Raw genomic sequence first — 17668 nt, forward strand, 5'->3', positions numbered from 1 at the left:
ATACCCCTACCTATCGTACGTTACATGGGCCACCGACAACTAAAAATCAGGCCCTTCCATGACCACATCCAAAAAACGAATCATTCATACCGCGGCAATTGTTGCCTCCTTTCTAGCCTTGCCACTTCATGCTCACGCCAACGACGCACCGACTGACACGACGGCTGATCACGCATTGAAAAACTGCCCGGTCGCCGCCTACGCCATGAGCCTTCGCTATCAGAATTCATCCGAGATCCATGCCCTCCAGCGCCAAAGCTGGGTATTGGCCAAGCTGCGCCTGGACGAGGCGCTGGCTAACAACGACGATCCATCCAGGCTGGCCGTGGTCACTGATCTGGATGAGACGGTACTTGATAATTCAAAGCTGCTGATTCGAGACATGCAGCACTGTCACGACTACACAGGCTGGGATACCTGGAGCGCATGGGAACGCGACGGTGCGCCGACCCTCACGCCCGGCGCCAAGGAATTCCTGGACTACGCCGATCAGAAAGGCGTCGCGATCTATTACATTTCAGACCGCTTCGATGACAACAAGGGCTCGACGATCGACACGCTGAACGCTCTGGAGTTGCCTCAGGTGTCCAAGGAGAGCGTCTTACTGCTTGGCCCACCCAAGGAAGAACGCCGAGCCAAGGTTCAGGAGAATCACAAGATCGTGCTGCTGCTTGGGGACAGCCTGCCGGACATGAGCCAAGCCTTTTCAACTGATGACCTCAATGGCCGAGCCAAGGCCCTCAAGGACAACGCAGACAAGATCGGCACACTCTGGATTGCATTCCCCAACGCAACCTATGGCGCCTGGAGCGACAAACCGCTTATCGGTTGGGATAAACCGATGGACACTTCAAGTCACTAGACGCGGCCTGCCACAAAACAGGGGCGCATTGAGCGCCCCTTTTATCGTTTATGGTTCGTGCTTGGCCTCCGCTGCCTTAAAACTCTTTCGGCACATTCGCAGGCACTTCCGGCGGCTCGACCGGATCGATCTCAAGCGGCTGGGTCGGCTCGATTTCCGTCGGCGCATCCGGTTCGACCTCGGTAGGCTCGACCGGATCGACCTCCGGGGGCGCCGTCGGGTCCATGTCAGGCTCGGGCGCCTGAGGGTCGACCTCGGGCGGCGGATTGGGGTCGGTGTCCGGCATGTCGTCCGGGTCGATTTCAGGCTGCGGTTCCTGCGGCTCGATCTCGGGGCCCGGTTCGGGCGGCGCTTCCGGCGGCGATGGATCGGGGTTGATCGGCGTGGACGCTGCACACGTAGGGGCGATCGACGCTGTTGGTCTATGCGGTGTCATGGCTGTTCTCCTGGGTAGTACTTACTCGTCAAGATCCGTTTGAACCACCTTGAGCACGCGGTCGCCTCCCTCGCCGGTGCCCTGGTTTACCTTTATCAATGCCCGGCGCGCCTGAATCAGAACCATGTGTACGCATGGGCACGCCCACTGACCTCTTCATCCTAGTTCAGATTCGACGCCGCATTCACTGCAGGTCCAAACAGGCGCGAATTTGAGCGCAACTGATCAAGCGACGCATTAACATCAGGGACTAGACTGACAATCTCTTACAACATGATCGAGGTTCCAGGGATGGATCTACGTCAAGCACTGGTGATGGTACTGATCGGGCTGTGCGCGCTGGCCTACAGCCAATTCAAGAGCTTCCAGGGCAAGCGCAAGCTGCGGCAGCTGCCTGAAAAAACGATGGCGGATAATTGATCAGTCCACGCCCCGCCTGAACGAGGCGCGGGCACGTTGAACCTGAGCGCTATAACCATCACTGCCTGGCAATCCAGTCGTGGTCCGGATCGTTCTGGAACTTCCATTCCCGTGTTGGCCCGGCCATGACGTTCAGGTAGTAAAGCTCATAGCCATGGGGGGCGCCGACCGGATGATACCCCCGGGGCACCATCACACAGCAGCCGTTTTCCACCGCCATGGTCTCGTCAAGCGAGCGGTCATCGGTATAGACCCGCTGAAAGGCAAACCCCTGCGACGGATTCAGGCGGTGGTAATAGGTTTCCTCGAGCAGTGACTCCTTGGGAAGGTTGTCGACGTCGTGCTTGTGAGGCGGGTAGCTCGACCAGTTGCCCGCCGGCGTATACACCTCCACCACTAAAAGCCCGTCAGCAGGCTCCGACTCCGGCAGTATGTCCTGGATATGGCGCGTATTGGTGCCCGTGCCACGGGTACTCCGGGCAATCTGTTCGGGCGTGATCAGACGCGCCTCGTGAGTGCCATGGCCCGGCGCGCTGCACACCGCAAGTTCCATGTCGCAGGTGGCCTCAACCTGGAAACTCACGCCATCCGGCAGATACACCGCATAGGGCGGAACCCTTTCAAACACGTCCATGCGCTCGCCAATGTCTTCCCAATGCTTGTCACCGCTCGACACCGTCGCACGCCCGGTAAGCAGCACCAGGCAGTGCTCACGCGTGCCGGTATGGCTTTCGAGCGTCTGGCCTTTTGACAGAGCATGTACTCGAAAGCCGACATGCGCCCAGCCGGCGGACTCGGGCGTCACCTCAAGAATCGTTCCGTCCTCGGCGGGCGATGTCGGGCGTACCAATAGCGACGTCATTGCGTCTCTCCTTTTGATGAATCGACAGGATGCATGCGCTCAACGGATGTCATCGAGCGCCACGGAGCGATCTTCGGTCAGCGAGCGGTAGGCCGCCTCGGCGAGTCTCAGCGCTTCGAAACCATCCTCGGCGCCGGCAAGCGGTGCTCGCTGGTGTTTCCACGCCTGAACGAAATCGTCGATTTCGCGGCCATAGGCCTGGGCATAGCGTTCCAGAAAGAACCACTTCGGCGTCTCTTCCACCTGGCCCTGCTCGCTGGTAAAGCGCACCCGGGTATCGGTCTCGTTTTGCGCCTGAAGCATGCCGGCACTGCCGAAGGCTTCGATGCGCTGGTCGTAGCCGTAACTTGCTCGCCGGGAATTGTTGATGTGGCAGAGTCGGCCGCTCGCCGTTACCAAGGTAACCATGGCGGTGTCCACATCGCCGGCCTCGCCGATTGCCTTGTCGATCAAACAGCTGCCCTGCGCGTGCACGCGGACGATCGGTTCATCGAGCAGCCATCGGGCCATGTCGAAATCGTGAATCATCATGTCGCGAAACAGCCCCCCGGAAGCACTGACGTACTCGGCGGGCGGCGGCGCAGGGTCACGGCTGATGATCGTCAGCGTCTCGAGGCTGCCGATCCGGCCGGTATCGATGGCGTGCTTCAAGGCTGCGAATTGAGGGTCGTGACGGCGATTGAACCCGAGCGCACAGGTCACCGGGTTGGTCGCCAGCACCTCGAGCGCCTTCGCGGTTCGCGCGAGATCGAGTGCGATGGGCTTTTCGCACAAGATCGCCTTGCCGGCTCGGGCGGCCCGCTCAAGGTAGTCGGCGTGTGTGGGCGTACTGGAGGCGATCAGCACGGCATCGATGGTGTCGTCGTCGAAGAGAGCATCGGCGTCGACCGCCGCCGCCCCGTACTGATCCGCCAGGGCCTCGGCGGCGGCCCGGTGGTAATCGGCCACGGCCACCAGTGTGACGTCCGGGTTTCGGTCGATGGTCTGGGCATGAACCTTGCCGATGCGACCAGCGCCGATCAAAGCGATTCTCATAGCACTTTCCTCTACCAGATAAATAACGTGCGTCACACGCCTCATTGACGCCCTGTTGCCTGACGAATCAGGCGTGCTCCTGATCGCCGGCCCCGCTCGAGGGCGCCAGCGTCTTGTCCTTGCGCATGCCGAGCGCGATGGCAAGCGTCTGGGTCAAACACAGTGAGGCCGTCAGCCCCCGAAAGCTCTTGACCTCGGCCTCATGCACCACCAGCGCAACATCCGCCAGCCGCGCCATCGGGCTCAGGCTCGAATCGGTAATAACCACGATCGGAATGCCGCGCTCATGGGCCTGCTCTGCGGCCTGCCGGCTCTCCTCTGCGTACGGCGAAAAGCTGACGGCGATCAGGGCATCGTCTGAGCCGATCGCGCGCATCTGCTCGCCATACATGCCGCCCAACCCATTGACCAGAAACGCCCGCTTGTCGATGTGATGCAGCGCGTAGGTCACGTAACTCGCCACCACAAAGCTACGACGCGCGCCCAGCACATGAATGGCCTCGGCGTTTTCCAAAATATCCAGCGCCTGCTCCAGGTGCTTCGGATCAATTCGGCCCGGCAGCTGCTCCAGTGCGTCCCGATTGGCCTCGGCAAACTCCCACAAGAGCTGCGTGCTGTCCGGCGCCTCGCCGGTGGCCGTCAGTACCGCCCGAATGCGCTCGGTGTAATTGGGCAGCTCGTCGACCAGCCGTGAGCGAAACAGCTCCTGCATGTCGGAAAAGCCCTTGAAGCCGCAGCTGTTGGCAAACCGGATCAGGGTCGAGGGCGTGACCTCGGCCTCCTGCGCGAGCTTGGCAACGGTTGCAAAAGCGACCTTTTGCGGGTGATCAAGCAGAAAGCGCGCCGTCTGCTGCAAGCGGCGGCTGAGCGACGGGTAATCTTCCGTGATACGAGCTTCAAGCGCTTCGAAACTCTTGGGCGTCTCATTCATTGAACGTTCCTCGCCGGTGCAGGGCCGTGAAGGCGTGCGCCTTGCTTGCCTTCGACAGCCTAGGGGTAATGGAATAAAAATTCCATGCATACCAAAGTATAGAATATTTAGTTTGTATTCTAAATCGAATATACCGCGCGCCCTCGACGTTTGACATGGCCAAGATGCAGCAGCTGGTCGAAGCCGCCGTGGCCTCCAACCCCGACGGCCTGATCGTCTCCTTCACGGACGAAGACGCCCTCGGCCGCATCGTTCAAAAAGCCACCAACAACGGCATCCCCGTCATCACCATCAACTCAGGCGGCGACGTCGCCCGCAAGTACGGGGCACGCCTGCACGTCGGCCAGAGCGAGTACGAGGCCGGCAAACAGGCCGCGGAACGCATGCAGGAAATGGGCGTTAAAAAGGCCGTGTGCGTCAACCACGAGCAGGGCAATCAGGGCCTCGATCAGCGCTGTGACGGCTTCCTGAAAGGCTTTGACGGCAATGCCGAGCAGCTCGCAACGACCTACGACCCCACCGCGATCCGTAACGCGGTCGTGGCCTACCTCAATGAACACAAGGACGTTCGCGGCATCCTGACCCTTGGCACCCTGGCGGCCGAACCGATGCTTCAGGCCATGCGTGAACAGGGCGCCACCGACATGTTCACCCTCGCCACCTTCGATCTCTCCCCCGGCATTCTTCAAGCGCTCGAAAAGGGCGACATGGACTTTGCCATCGATCAGCAGCAATACCTTCAGGGGTACCTGCCGGTCATGTTCCTTGATCAGTACGCCAAACACGGCCTGCTGCCCGCCGGCGACGTGCCAACTGGCCCAGGCTTCGTGACCCAGGAAAATGCCGCTCAGGTCATCAAGTTGAGCCAACAAGGCATTCGTTGATCCCCTCTACCACCGCAAAGGCCCGATGCATCATCGGGCCTGGGAGCGACCCTCATGCAGTCCAATACCTCCTCCAAGCCCGCCCCTCATTCGTCGGAAAAACCCGATGAGCGCATTCAACGAGTGCCCTTCTGGAAAAAGGCGCTGAGCCGCCCGGAACTCGGGGCGCTGGCGGGCACCGTGCTTGTGCTGGCGTTCTTCATCGTCGCCGCCAGCGGCACGGGCATGTTTACCCCGGCCGGCATCGTCAATTTTCTGGAAGTGGCCGCGCAGCTCGGCATCATTGCCACCGCCGCCGCCCTTTTGATGATCGGCGGTGAATTCGACCTGTCAATCGGCTCGATGATCGGCCTCGCCGGCATCCTGATCGCCATCCCCGCCGTGGAATACGGCTGGCCGCTGTGGGCTGCCATCCTGCTGGCGTTTTCCTGCGCGGGTCTTGTGGGCTGGATCAACGGCAACCTGGTCAACAAGACCGGTCTGCCCTCCTTCATCGTGACGCTTGGCTTTCTGTTCATCCTGAGAGGCCTTGCCATCGGGATCAGCCGCCTTTTGACCGGGCGCACCCAGATCGGAGGCATTCACGAGCACATGCAGGGCGACTGGTTCGCCGCGCTGTTCTCGGGCGAGGTGGCCACCGGGCTCTTTTCCTGGATGGCCGCGCAGGGGTGGATCGCCACCAACTTCGCCGGCAACCCGCTGGTCACCGGCATTCCGGTCTCTATCGTCTGGTGGCTTGGGTTGACCGCCGTCGCCACCTGGGTGCTTTTGTGCACACCTTACGGCAACTGGATCTTTGCAAGCGGCGGGGATGCCAACGCCGCCCGCAACTCCGGCGTGCCGGTCCGTCGAGTCAAGATTTCTCTGTTCATGTTCACCGCCTTCTCGGCAACCATCTTTGCCTGCCTGCAGGTCATGGACACCGGTTCGGCCGACACCATTCGCGGGCTTTTGAAGGAACTCGAGGCAATCATCGCGGTGGTCATCGGCGGCGCCCTGCTCACCGGCGGCTACGGCTCGGCCATCGGCGCCGCGCTTGGCGCGCTGATCTTCGGTCTGGTGCAGATGGGCATCTTCTACACCGGCGTCAACACCGACTGGTTCCAGGTCTTTCTCGGCGTGATGCTGCTGGTGGCGGTGCTGTTCAACAACTTTATGCGCAAGAAGGCGATGGAGGCCAAGTGACATGAGCAAACGTACGCCAATGATCGAAATGCGCCATGTGAGCAAGCACTTCGGCAGCGTCATAGCCTTGAGCGACATCTCGATGGCCGTGTGTTCCGGCGAAGTCATGTGCCTTCTGGGCGACAACGGTGCCGGCAAGTCGACTCTTATAAAGACGCTCTCCGGCGTGCACCGCCCGACCGACGGCCAGATGCTGCTCAACGGCGAGGAAGTAAGCTTCAAGTCCCCCGCCTATGCCCTCGATGCCGGCATCGCGACCGTCTTTCAGGACCTGGCGATGATCCCGTTGATGTCGATCACCCGAAATTTCTTCATGGGCCGCGAACCCACCACCGGCTGGGGGCTGTTCAAGCGCATCGACTGGAAGCGCGCTGACCGCATCGCCATGCAGGAAATGTCGAAGATCGGCATCGATGTCCGTGACCCGAGCCAGCCCGTCGGCACCCTCTCCGGCGGCGAGCGCCAGTGCGTCGCCATCGCCCGCGCGGTCTACTTCGGCGCCAAGGTGCTGATTCTGGACGAGCCGACCTCCGCACTGGGGGTCAAGCAGGCCTCTGTCGTTCTGCGCTACATCGCCAAGGCCCGCGCCGACGGTCTGGCGGTCATCTTCATCACCCATAACGTCCACCACGCCTACCCGGTCGCCGACGCCTTTACCCTGTTGAAACGCGGCGGCAGCCTCGGCTCCTTCCGCAAGGAAGACATCAGCCGTGAGGAGGTGTTGAACATGATGGCCGGCGGCGCCGAGCTTGAAAGCCTCGACGCCGAACTGGCCGAGTTTCAACACACCGACCAGGAAGACCAGCGCAGTGCCCGCCCCGAAGCAGCCCCTCAAAATCAGGCCTCGAGCGTATGACCAAGCGCACCGACACCTGCACGTTCACGCTGGCCGTCTGCGCCGAGATGGTCTTTCTGGATCGTCCGATGGCCGAGCGCGTTCGAGCGCTCGACGCACTGGGCTTTCAGGTCGAGCTCTGGGACTGGACGCGTCATGACCTCGACGCTCTCGAGCGCACCGGCGCGACGTTTTCCTCCATGACCGGCTACATCGAGGGCACGCTTTCGGACAAGGCCGGCGCCGAGCGCCTGATCGCCTCCGCCCGTGATTCGATCACGGTGGCCAAGCGCCTCGGGGTACCCCGGCTCAACCTGCACGGCACCGGGCTCGATCAGCGCGGGCTGCCGGTAGTTCCACAGACACACGTCTCCGGAGCGATGTGGATTCAGGCGCACGACACGCTGAACCGGCTGGCCGATCTGGGCGAGGCCAATGACGTGACCTTCGTGCTCGAGAACCTGAACACCCGGGTCGACCATCCCGGCGTGCCCTTTGCCCGGGCCGAGGACGTACTTGAGCTGGTTGCAAGCGTTGATCGCCCAGGCCTTCGAATGATGCTGGATCTGTATCACGCCCAGATCGGCGAAGGGAATTTGATCGAGCTGGTGCGGCGCGCCCTGCCCTACGTCGGCGAAATTCAGGTCGCCGATGTGCCGGGGCGCTGCGAGCCCGGCAGCGGCGAAATCCACTACCCCGCCATTGCCCGGGCACTGGCTGATCTGGGGTATCAGGGCACCGTCGGCCTTGAAGGCTTTGCAACGGGTGAGACCGAGCGTGCGCTCGAGCGCTTTACGTAGGCGTTCACGCCGTGATCATTGATTGAACCAGGCGTTGCCGCGCCGACGACGTATCCATCTCGCCCGGCTCGGGCGTGAACCGCGGCGCGACCGTGACGAGGAGAGACACCATGCAAGACACGCACACCCCCGACGGACCGCTGGACTTGATCTGCCTCGGCCGCGTTGCCGTCGACCTTTACGCCGAGCAGCTCGGGAGCCGTCTGGAAGACGTCTCGAGCTTCGCCAAGTACCTCGGCGGAAGCTCCGGCAACATGGCCTACGGCACCGCCCGTCTGGGGCTTAAATCCGCCATGCTCTCGCGGGTCGGCAACGAACAGATGGGCAACTTCGTGCGCGAAGAACTCACGCGCGCCGGCGTCGATGTCAGCGCCCTCCAGACCGACCCCGAGCGCCACACCGGGCTCGTGCTTTTGGCCCTCAAGGACCGGGACAGCTTTCCGCTGCTGTTCTATCGTCGTGACTGCGCCGACATGGCGATTGACGCCGAGGCCATCGACCCGGCCTTTATCGCCCGGGCCAAGGCGCTTGCCATCACCGGCACCCACCTGTCCGATGCGACAACCGCCAGAGCCTGCCGCGTGGCGCTCGATGCGGCCGCCGAGCACGGCGTCAAGCGGGTGCTCGACATCGACTACCGCCCGGTGCTGTGGGGGCTGACCTCGCCCGGCGACGGCGAGACACGGTTTATTGCCGATGACCGGGTCACCGAGGACCTCCGCGCCTGGCTTGGCGATTTCGACCTCATCGTCGGCACTGAAGAAGAGTTTCACATCGCAGGCGGCAGCACCGACACCCTCGCGTCACTCAAGGCCGTGCGGGCGGTCAGTGACGCAACGCTTGTCTGCAAGCTCGGGGCGCTGGGCTGCGTGATTCTCGACGGCCCCATTCCCGAGCGCCTCGAGGATGGCGTGCTGGTCAAGGGGGTCAAGGTCGAGGTGCTCAACGTGCTCGGTGCCGGCGACGCCTTCATGAGCGGACTTCTAAGGGGCTGGCTTCGCGGCGAGGACTGGGAAACCAGCGCGGCCTACGCCAACGCCTGCGGAGCCATGGTGGTCTCGCGCCATGGCTGCGCCCCGGCGATGCCGACCGAGGAGGAGCTGTTTGATTACCTCGAACGCCGCGACGCCGTGCCCCGCCCAGATCAGGACGCGCGACTCAATCACCTGCACCGGGTCACCACCCGTACGCCCAAGGTCTGGCCTCAGGTCTGCGGGCTGGCCTTCGATCACCGCCGCCAGCTCACCGACATGGCCCGAGACGTTCATGCCGACCCGGCCCGCATTCCGGCGCTCAAGCAGCTTCTGATTCGCGCCGCCGAGGAAGGCGCGCGTCGTACCGACATTGCCCACCCGGCCATTCTGGTCGATGACGTCTTCGGGCAGGACGCCCTTAACGACGCCACCGGCAAGGGCTGGTGGATCGGCCGTCCGGTCGAGCTTCCGGGCTCGCGGCCGCTGCGCTTCCAGCACGGCGACGACCTGGGCAGCCAGCTGCGGCACTGGCCGCGCGAGCACATCATCAAGTGCTTGGTGTTCTACCATCCAGACGACCCTCTCGCCCTGCGCCTCGATCAGGAAGCGCACCTGCGCCAGCTTTATCAGGCGGCCTGCGTACATGACCTCGAGCTTCTGATCGAAGTCATTCCGCCCAAGGCTTATCCCATCGATGACCACACCCTGGCACGGGCGGTGAAGCGGCTTTATAACCTCGGCATCCGCCCCGACTGGTGGAAGCTGCCAACGATGCCGAACGCCGCCTGGGCCGAGGTGGGCAAGGCCATCGCCGAGCAGGACCCGCACTGCCGCGGGGTAGTGCTGCTCGGGCTCGACGCGCCGATGGCCGAGATGAAACGCGGCTTCGAGGCCGCCGCCGGGGTCGATCAGTGCAAGGGCTTCACCGTGGGCCGCACCCTCTTTGCACGCCCCAGCCGCGACTGGCTGGCCGGCCACATCGACGACGACGCATTGATCGATCAGGTCGCAGGCAACTACGCGGAATTGATCGAGGCCTGGCAACAGCTTTGCAAGGCTCAGCCCATTAAAGAAGAGGACGCTCTGTCATGAAGACCCTTCGACTGACCATGGCCCAGGCGCTGGTCAAGTATCTGGCGGCGCAGCGCATCGAGCACGACGGTGCCGAGATGCCCCTGTTCGAGGGGGTGTTCGCCATCTTCGGCCACGGCAATGTGGCCGGGCTTGGCGAGGCGCTCTACCACGTGCGAGAGGAACTGCCGACGTTTCGCGGCCACAACGAGCAGACCATGGCGCACGCCGCCATTGCGTTTGCCAAGGCCCATGGCCGACGCCGGATGATGGCGGCCACCAGCTCCATCGGCCCCGGCGCCACCAACATGGTCACCGCCGCCGGGCTTGCCCACGCCAACCGGCTGCCGATTCTGCTTCTGCCTGGCGACACCTTCGCCACTCGAGCGCCGGACCCGGTACTTCAACAGGTGGAGCACTTCGGCGACCCGTCGGTCACGGTGAACGACTGCTTTCGGCCGGTCTCGCGCTACTTCGACCGCATCACCCGTCCCGAACAGCTGCTGACCAGTCTGCCGCAGGCGCTGGCAACCCTGCTCGACCCCGAGCACTGCGGCCCGGCAACGCTTGCACTGCCGCAGGACGTTCAGACCTTCGCCTACGACTACCCGGCGCACTTTTTCAAACCGCAGGTGCATCGCCTTCGCCGCCCACAACCGGAAACACGGGAGCTCGATGATGCGATCTCGGCCCTTGCCCGCTCTGAGCGCCCGCTGATCGTCGCCGGCGGCGGCGTGCACTATGCCGGCGCGTGCGAGGCGCTTGACGCGTTCGCCCGTACCCATGGCATCCCGGTTGCCGAGACCCAGGCCGGCAAGGGCGCACTTGCCGACGACCATCCCTGCGCCGTCGGCGCGATCGGGGTGACCGGCAGCGCGGCGGCCAACCACCTGGCCGAGCAGGCGGATCTGATTCTGGCGGTGGGCACTCGCCTTCAGGACTTCACCACCGGCTCGCGGGCGCTGTTCGAGCGGGACGACCGACCGCTTGTGGCGCTGAACGTGGGCCGTATCGACAGCCTGAAACATGGCGCCCTGCCCCTGACCGCCGATGCCCGCGACGGTCTGACCCAGCTCTCGAGCGGGCTTGGCGAGTGGCGCACCGGGGAAGAGTGGCGCGACCGGATTGGACGCGTGAAGCGCGACTGGGCAGAGGTGGTCGCCCGCGTGACGGCCGATAAGGGCCGTGAGCGCCCGACCGACGCTCAGGTGATCGGCGCGGTGAACCGTCAGGCCGGCGGCGACAGCACCGTAGTGTGCGCCGCCGGCGGCCTGCCCGGCGAGCTTCACAAGCTGTGGCAGTGCAGCGGGCCCGGCAGCTACCACGTCGAATACGGCTTTTCCTGCATGGGCTACGAGATCGCCGGGGGGCTCGGGGTCAAGATGGCACGCCCCGAGCGCGAGGTGATCGTGATGGTCGGCGACGGCTCGTACCTGATGCACAACTCAGAGCTTGCCACCTCCGTCATGCTCGGCCACAAGCTCACCGTGGTGGTGCTCGACAACCGAGGCTTTGGCTGCATCAACCGTCTGCAGCAGGCCACCGGCGGGGCCGGCTTCAATAACCTCCTGGAGGATTGCCACACCGCCCCCGGCGGCGCCCCGAAAACCGACTTCGCCGCCCACGCCCGAGCGCTTGGCTGTGAGGCCGAGCACGTCAGCGGCATCGATGCCCTTGAAAAGGCCTTGACCCGCGCCCGGGCAGCCACGACCACCTACGTGATCGCGCTCGATACCGACCCACTGCCAAGCACGGCCGAAGGCGGCGCCTGGTGGGATGTGGCGGTGCCGGAGGTGTCGGAGCGCGCACCGGTGCAGCAGGCGTACCAGAACTATCTCGCGGCCAAGCGCACGCAAACCCGCTGAGGGCGCGACGTACAGGCACGAATAGCCATTTCAGCATTTCGATCACGACTCAGTGCGGCGGGCCCGGCCCGCCCATCAAAGGAGCAGACCCATGTCTAGCGTACGTTTGGGCATCAACCCCCTGACCTGGACCAACGATGACCTGCCAAGCCTTGGCAGCGAAACCCCGCTCGAGACCTGCCTCTCCGAGGGCCGCGAGGCCGGCTTCAGCGGGTTCGAGCTTGGCAACAAGTTTCCGCGCACCCCCGAGGCGCTGTCGAAGGTGCTCGACGAGCATGCGCTGGCGCTGGTCTCCGGCTGGTACTCGGGCCACGTTCTAACCCGAAGCCCCGAGGAGGAAATCGAGGCCCTTCAGGATCACCTGCACCTGCTCAAGGCGTGCGGCGCTAAGGTGATGGTGTTCTGCGACGTGACCGGCTGTGTCCACGGCGATCAGGCCCGGCCGCTGTCCCAGCGCCCTCACTTGAGCGACGAGGACTGGCAGCGCCTGACCGAGGGCCTCAACGTGGTCGGCGATTATCTGAAGGATCAGGGCGTGCATCTGGTCTACCACCACCACCTTGGCACGGCGGTCGAAAGCCAGGCCGACGTGATTCGGCTGATGGACAACACCCGAGACTCCGTGGGTCTGCTGCTGGATTTCGGGCATCTGGTGGGCGCCGGCGGCGACCCGCTCGAGATCGCCAGGCGCTACAGCGCGCGCATCAAGCACGTGCACTGCAAGGACATTCGCCGCCCGGTACTGGACGACGTTCGAAACCGCGACAAGAGCTTTCTCGATGGCGTGCTCGATGGGTTATTCACCGTACCGGGCGACGGCGACGTAGACTTTCTGCCAGCCCTCGAGCAGTTGAGCGCGTCAGGCTATTCGGGGTGGCTTGTGGTCGAGGCCGAGCAGGACCCTCAGATTGCTCACCCGCTGACCTACGCCCGGCTCGGCCACCGCAACCTGCACTCACTGGCCGAGCAGGCAGGGTTTACCGTCGATCAATAATTCAACCGTCAAAGGGCACTCTCATGACTCAGATTCATCATTACATCAATGGCGCGGCCGACGCCGGGCACAGCGAGCGCACGGCGCCCGTGTTCAACCCTGCCACCGGCGAGGAACAGGCCCGCGTAACGCTTGCCTCGGCCGAGGACACCCGAGACGCGATCGCCGCGGCCGATCAGGCGTTCGCCGCGTGGTCGGCGCTCTCACCGCTCAAGCGCGCGCGCATTCTGTTCAAGTTCAAGGCGTTGATCGAGCGCGACGCCGACGACCTCGCCCGGCTGATTTCAAGCGAGCACGGCAAGGTGTTCTCGGACGCCAAGGGCGAACTGACCCGAGGACTTGAGGTCGTCGAGTTCGCCTGCGGCATTCCCCACCTGCAAAAGGGCGAGCACTCGATGAACGTCGGCACCGGCGTCGACAGCTACTCCATGATGCAGCCGGTCGGCGTGTGCGCGGGCATTTCGCCGTTCAATTTCCCGGCGATGGTTCCGATGTGGATGTTCCCCATCGCGCTGGCCTGCGGCAACACCTTCGTCATGAAGCCTTCCGAGAAGGACCCGTCCACGCCGCTGCGCCTGGCCGAGCTGCTCACCGAGGCCGGCCTGCCCGACGGCGTGTTCAACGTGGTCAACGGCGACAAGGAAGCCGTCGATGTGCTGCTGACCGATGAGCGGGTGCAGGCGGTCAGCTTCGTTGGTTCAACCCCGATTGCCGAATACATCTACGCCACCGCATCGAATCACGGCAAGCGCGTGCAGGCCCTCGGCGGGGCCAAGAACCACATGGTGATCATGCCCGATGCCGACCTCGATCAAGCGGTGGACGCCCTGATGGGCGCCGCCTACGGCTCGGCCGGCGAGCGTTGCATGGCGATCTCGGTGGCGGTGCCGGTCGGTGAGGACACCGCCCGCCGCCTGCGCGACCGACTGATCCAAAAACTCGAAACCCTGCGGGTCGGCCCCGGTCTGGTCGACGGCCCGGACAACGACATGGGGCCCTTGATCTCGCGGGCGCATCTGGACAAGGTCAAGGACTACATCACAACCGGCGTCGAGGAAGGGGCCGAACTGGTGGTCGATGGCCGCGAAGCGCAGATCGACGGTGCGGGCAACGGCTACTTCATCGGCGGTACGCTGTTTGATCGGGTGACACCGGGCATGCGGATTCATTCGGAAGAGATCTTCGGGCCGGTGCTGGCCATCGCTCGGGCGGCGAGCTTCGATGAAGCGGTCTCGATGATCAACGACCACGAGTTCGGCAACGGCACCGCCATTTTCACCCGAGACGGCGACGCCGCCCGCCAGTTCTGCGAGCGGATTCAGGTCGGCATGGTCGGGGTCAATGTGCCCATCCCGGTGCCGATGGCCTTTCACAGCTTCGGCGGCTGGAAACGCTCCCTGTTTGGCCCGCTCCACATGCACGGAAGCGACGGTGTGCGCTTTTATACGCGCATGAAAACAGTCACTCAGCGCTGGCCCAGCGGCATTCGAGAGGAAAGCAACCACTTCACGATGCCGACGCACTGAGCGATCGGGCACTTGACCTTCCCCCCACCTCGAGCCCGGTCGCTTTCGGCCGGGCTCGAGGCGCACCTTATTGAGGCCACGCTATGGATACTCTGAACATCGGACTGATCGGCACGGGGTTCATGGGCAAGGCCCACGCCATTGCCTTCAAGGCCGCACCGACCGTGTTTTCACTGCCGGTAACGCCGGTGTGCGACCTGCTCGCCGACCTCGACGACGCCCGTGCCGCCGAGAAGGCCCGCGAACTGGGCTTCGCCCGCTCGACCGGTGACTGGCGCGCGCTGGTCACCGACCCCGCCGTGGATGTGGTCGACATCTGCGCCCCCAACTACCTGCACAAGGAGATGGCGCTGGCGGCAATCGCGGCAGGCAAGCACGTCTACGCCGAGAAGCCGCTGGCGCTGAGCGCCAGGGACGCCGGAGAGATGGTGGCGGCCGCCGAGCGGGCCGGCGTCAAGACGCTGGTCGGGTTCAACTACATTCGAAATTCCGCTACCCAGCTTGCCCGCGAGATCATCGAGCGCGGCGAACTCGGCGAGCTGGTGCATTTTCGCGGCCGCCACAACGAAGACTATCTGGCCGACCCCACCACACCTCACGACTGGCACACCCGCCGCCGCACCGCCGGTGCCGGCGCCCTGGGGGATCTCGGCTCACATATTCTCAACATGGCGGAGTACCTGACGGGCAGGCACATCACCGAGGTGTTCGGTCAGGTGCAGACGGTTATCACCCAACGGCCGGTCTCGTCTGGAAGTGCCACCCTCGAGGATGTGGAAAACGACGATCAGGCTCAGGCGCTGGTGCGCTTCGAGGGCGGGCTGATCGGGAACATAGAGACTTCGCGCATCGCGCTCGGGCGCAAGATGGGCCTGGCCTACACCGTGACCGGCACCAAGGGCACGCTGATGTTCGATCAAGAGCGCATGAGCGAGCTGAAGCTCTACACCCACGATGGCCCCGCTGGCCGCCAGGGCTTTCGCACGCTGCTGGCCGGGCCGGCGCACCCGGACTACGCCGCCTTCAGCCCCGCCCCCGGTCACGGGCTTGGCTACAACGATCAGAAGATCATCGAGGTGCGCGACATGATCACCGGCATCGCCACCGGCGCCCCGCTCTACCCGATGTTTCGCGACGCCTGGCGCATCAACCGGCTCATCGACGCCATCGAAACGTCTCACGACGAAGGCGGCTGGGTCACGGTGTAAAAAAAGCCGTGGGCCAGCGTCTGGGCCGACCTCCGGCACTGGCGGGTGGCCTAGTCGGTAGTGTTCAGTGAAGAGCTGGACGGGAGTTTATGGGCAAGGGATTATGAGAAATTCACAAGGCCGCACTTATTTACACAACGAATCATAATTCACTTGTTCTATTTTTTAGTATTACACTACAGTGCACTTTATAGATCACTACCGAACCCTTACCCAATATATCTTAACTTTTCTTCCCAACTCTCTTGTCTATGCACAAGCTCACTTTTAACTTCTTCTTTATATCTACTAAAATCCTCTCCGCAAACACTTTTATACTTGTTTATCAACGCTTCCTTACATAAATCAAAAGCAGCTTTATCTACTGTATTTCCATTAAAATCTGCATATTCTAAAAGAATTAACGCATAAAGGTATTCTACCTCTGCACTTCTATCTATATCCGTTATCTTAAAATTACTTACAACCCCACTTGGATTACCACTATACTTATTAGCACCTAGGCGAGCTAGAGTCTGCCCTTTATTAACTAGAATATTCGACTCGTACTTGTATCTTGAACAGTGTTTAATTAGCGAGTAAACACTTACTACAAGTAAGTCAAGATCGTCTTGTAGCTCATCTTTATAGACCATAAAACAAGTTGCAATATAATTGACAATATTGCTCGAAGCCCGAAGATTAAAACTAGGGAATTTGGTTGACACCCTATTCACGAGACAGCCTATAAATAGAGGGATATCTTCTTTCAAATCAAATGAAAAATAAGATTTAACATCGCCTATTCTATTGATCTCTTCATGTAGCCCCTCATATATATTCAAGGAAACACTATCCAAGTCTACTTTCTCTCTAACGTTGAAACAATTGGACTGTATCTTAAATTCAAAATCAATAAATTTGTCTAGATAAAATTTAGACTTCTCACTTTTTAATCCATATGAATTCGAGACTGTATCTAATAATTGTTCTTTATCCATGCTAAGTACAAAATGGACATTTTGTATATTGAAAACATGCTTAATTTTTTCTATTACTTCAACCGCATAGGTTGGCCTACACCTATCCAGCTCATCTATAACAATCAAAACTGCCTCAAAGCTATTAAAATACTTATGAATAATGTGATGCAGACTATTTATAGAGTCATCCTTGTTCGACAAAGACTTAATTGCATTACTTATCCATTCCTCACCAGCCGTCAATGATGCATCTTTAAATTGCTTCATAAGTGGCATATCAGAAGCACCATTGGTTAACCCAGAAACAACTAAGCCCGCTCCTCCTTTTACAAAGCTCTTAATACTTCCAGCCCAAGGTTTTAGCGCCTCGGAAGTCTCATTTATAAAATTTTCAAACTTACTTCTAGGCAAACTTTTAGCGAAGCAAGTAATTAAAGAAATCAAGGGGTCGGAGTCATAATCACTCTCAAAAGAATTGAAATATATACTTTTTAAACTGGTTCCTTCTGTTTTTTTAATCAGGCTTTTGCAAAAAACAGTTTTGCCTGTCCCCCAACTTCCATCTACGCATATAACCTTACTATTTGTTAATTCCTGACCATCAACGCTAGTTCTCTTTTCGTTAGTATCAATATTACTTACCAGTTTAAATAACGAATCTAAAACATTCTCATTATAAAGCTTTTTATCCGACATACCCAATCCTTTAGCATTAGTTATATTCAATATAAATATGCAGGACTACTCTCCATCCCTACAATACCATCGACTTATTATTTTTTTTGTTACTTGGTATCCGTGTCTGTCGGCTTAAGCTC

The 17668-nt window shown here is 61.0% G+C and carries 16 protein-coding genes; 11 read left to right on the forward strand and 5 right to left on the reverse strand.

From position 1 onward, the window contains the following. Positions 1–58: 58 nt before the first annotated feature. Positions 59–862 (forward strand): 5'-nucleotidase, lipoprotein e(P4) family, encoded by an 804-nt coding sequence (locus NAT49_RS04485; RefSeq protein WP_251590878.1) that lies wholly within the window; start codon positions 59–61, stop codon positions 860–862. A gap of 76 nt (positions 863–938) precedes the next feature. Here NAT49_RS04485 and NAT49_RS04490 read toward each other — a convergent pair whose 3' ends face one another. Next, positions 939–1298 carry a hypothetical protein gene (locus NAT49_RS04490; RefSeq protein WP_251590880.1) on the reverse strand — a complete coding sequence of 120 codons (360 nt, stop codon included), beginning with the start codon at positions 1296–1298 and terminating at the stop codon, positions 939–941. A gap of 291 nt (positions 1299–1589) precedes the next feature. On the opposite strand from NAT49_RS04490, the gene NAT49_RS14980 reads away from it, so the two are divergent. Beyond that, complete coding sequence (locus NAT49_RS14980) at positions 1590–1718, forward strand: hypothetical protein (RefSeq protein ID WP_285835996.1); 129 nt, start codon at positions 1590–1592, stop codon at positions 1716–1718. 58 nt (positions 1719–1776) lie between these two features. Here NAT49_RS14980 and iolB read toward each other — a convergent pair whose 3' ends face one another. From iolB to NAT49_RS04505, 3 genes are all read right to left on the reverse strand, one after another. Beyond that, positions 1777–2580 carry a 5-deoxy-glucuronate isomerase gene (iolB, locus tag NAT49_RS04495; RefSeq protein ID WP_251590894.1) on the reverse strand — a complete coding sequence of 268 codons (804 nt, stop codon included), beginning with the start codon at positions 2578–2580 and terminating at the stop codon, positions 1777–1779. A 39-nt stretch (positions 2581–2619) separates the two neighbouring features. Further along, positions 2620–3615: an inositol 2-dehydrogenase gene (gene iolG / locus NAT49_RS04500; RefSeq protein ID WP_251590896.1), complete on the reverse strand. Its 996-nt coding sequence runs from the start codon at positions 3613–3615 to the stop codon at positions 2620–2622. Between the two features lie 67 nt (positions 3616–3682). Then, a complete protein-coding gene (locus NAT49_RS04505; RefSeq protein ID WP_251590898.1) occupies positions 3683–4546 on the reverse strand; it encodes a MurR/RpiR family transcriptional regulator in 864 nt (287 codons plus the stop codon). 128 nt (positions 4547–4674) lie between these two features. Between NAT49_RS04505 and NAT49_RS04510 the strand changes: the two genes are divergently transcribed. From NAT49_RS04510 to NAT49_RS04550, 9 genes are all read left to right on the forward strand, one after another. After that, entirely contained in the window at positions 4675–5430 is a 756-nt protein-coding gene (locus tag NAT49_RS04510; RefSeq protein WP_309619129.1) for a sugar ABC transporter substrate-binding protein, read from the forward strand. 54 nt (positions 5431–5484) lie between these two features. After that, a complete protein-coding gene (locus NAT49_RS04515; protein WP_251590901.1) occupies positions 5485–6615 on the forward strand; it encodes an ABC transporter permease in 1131 nt (376 codons plus the stop codon). A gap of 1 nt (position 6616) precedes the next feature. Then, positions 6617–7471, forward strand: coding sequence for an ATP-binding cassette domain-containing protein (locus NAT49_RS04520; protein WP_251590909.1), 855 nt, complete (start codon positions 6617–6619; stop codon positions 7469–7471). After that, positions 7468–8250: a TIM barrel protein gene (locus NAT49_RS04525; protein ID WP_251590911.1), complete on the forward strand. Its 783-nt coding sequence runs from the start codon at positions 7468–7470 to the stop codon at positions 8248–8250. The genes NAT49_RS04520 and NAT49_RS04525 overlap by 4 nt, the downstream gene beginning before the upstream one ends. Before the next feature lie 110 nt (positions 8251–8360). Beyond that, positions 8361–10316, forward strand: a complete 1956-nt coding sequence (locus NAT49_RS04530) for a bifunctional 5-dehydro-2-deoxygluconokinase/5-dehydro-2-deoxyphosphogluconate aldolase (protein WP_251590913.1) — start codon at positions 8361–8363, stop codon at positions 10314–10316. Beyond that, positions 10313–12160, forward strand: a complete 1848-nt coding sequence (gene iolD, locus NAT49_RS04535) for a 3D-(3,5/4)-trihydroxycyclohexane-1,2-dione acylhydrolase (decyclizing) (protein WP_251590921.1) — start codon at positions 10313–10315, stop codon at positions 12158–12160. The genes NAT49_RS04530 and iolD overlap by 4 nt, the downstream gene beginning before the upstream one ends. Positions 12161–12251: 91 nt before the next feature. Then, entirely contained in the window at positions 12252–13154 is a 903-nt protein-coding gene (gene iolE / locus NAT49_RS04540) for a myo-inosose-2 dehydratase (RefSeq protein ID WP_251590923.1), read from the forward strand. A 23-nt stretch (positions 13155–13177) separates the two neighbouring features. Further along, the gene (locus NAT49_RS04545) at positions 13178–14680 is read left to right on the forward strand and encodes a CoA-acylating methylmalonate-semialdehyde dehydrogenase (RefSeq protein ID WP_251590924.1); all 1503 of its coding nucleotides are present in this window, start codon (positions 13178–13180) and stop codon (positions 14678–14680) included. Positions 14681–14763: 83 nt separating this feature from the next. After that, entirely contained in the window at positions 14764–15888 is a 1125-nt protein-coding gene (locus NAT49_RS04550; RefSeq protein WP_251590926.1) for a Gfo/Idh/MocA family protein, read from the forward strand. Between the two features lie 209 nt (positions 15889–16097). Here NAT49_RS04550 and NAT49_RS04555 read toward each other — a convergent pair whose 3' ends face one another. Beyond that, positions 16098–17546 (reverse strand): KAP family P-loop NTPase fold protein, encoded by a 1449-nt coding sequence (locus tag NAT49_RS04555; protein WP_251590928.1) that lies wholly within the window; start codon positions 17544–17546, stop codon positions 16098–16100. Positions 17547–17668 lie beyond the last annotated feature (122 nt).

The organism is Larsenimonas suaedae, from assembly GCF_023712105.1.
GTDB classification, from domain to species: Bacteria; Pseudomonadota; Gammaproteobacteria; order Pseudomonadales; family Halomonadaceae; genus Larsenimonas; species Larsenimonas suaedae.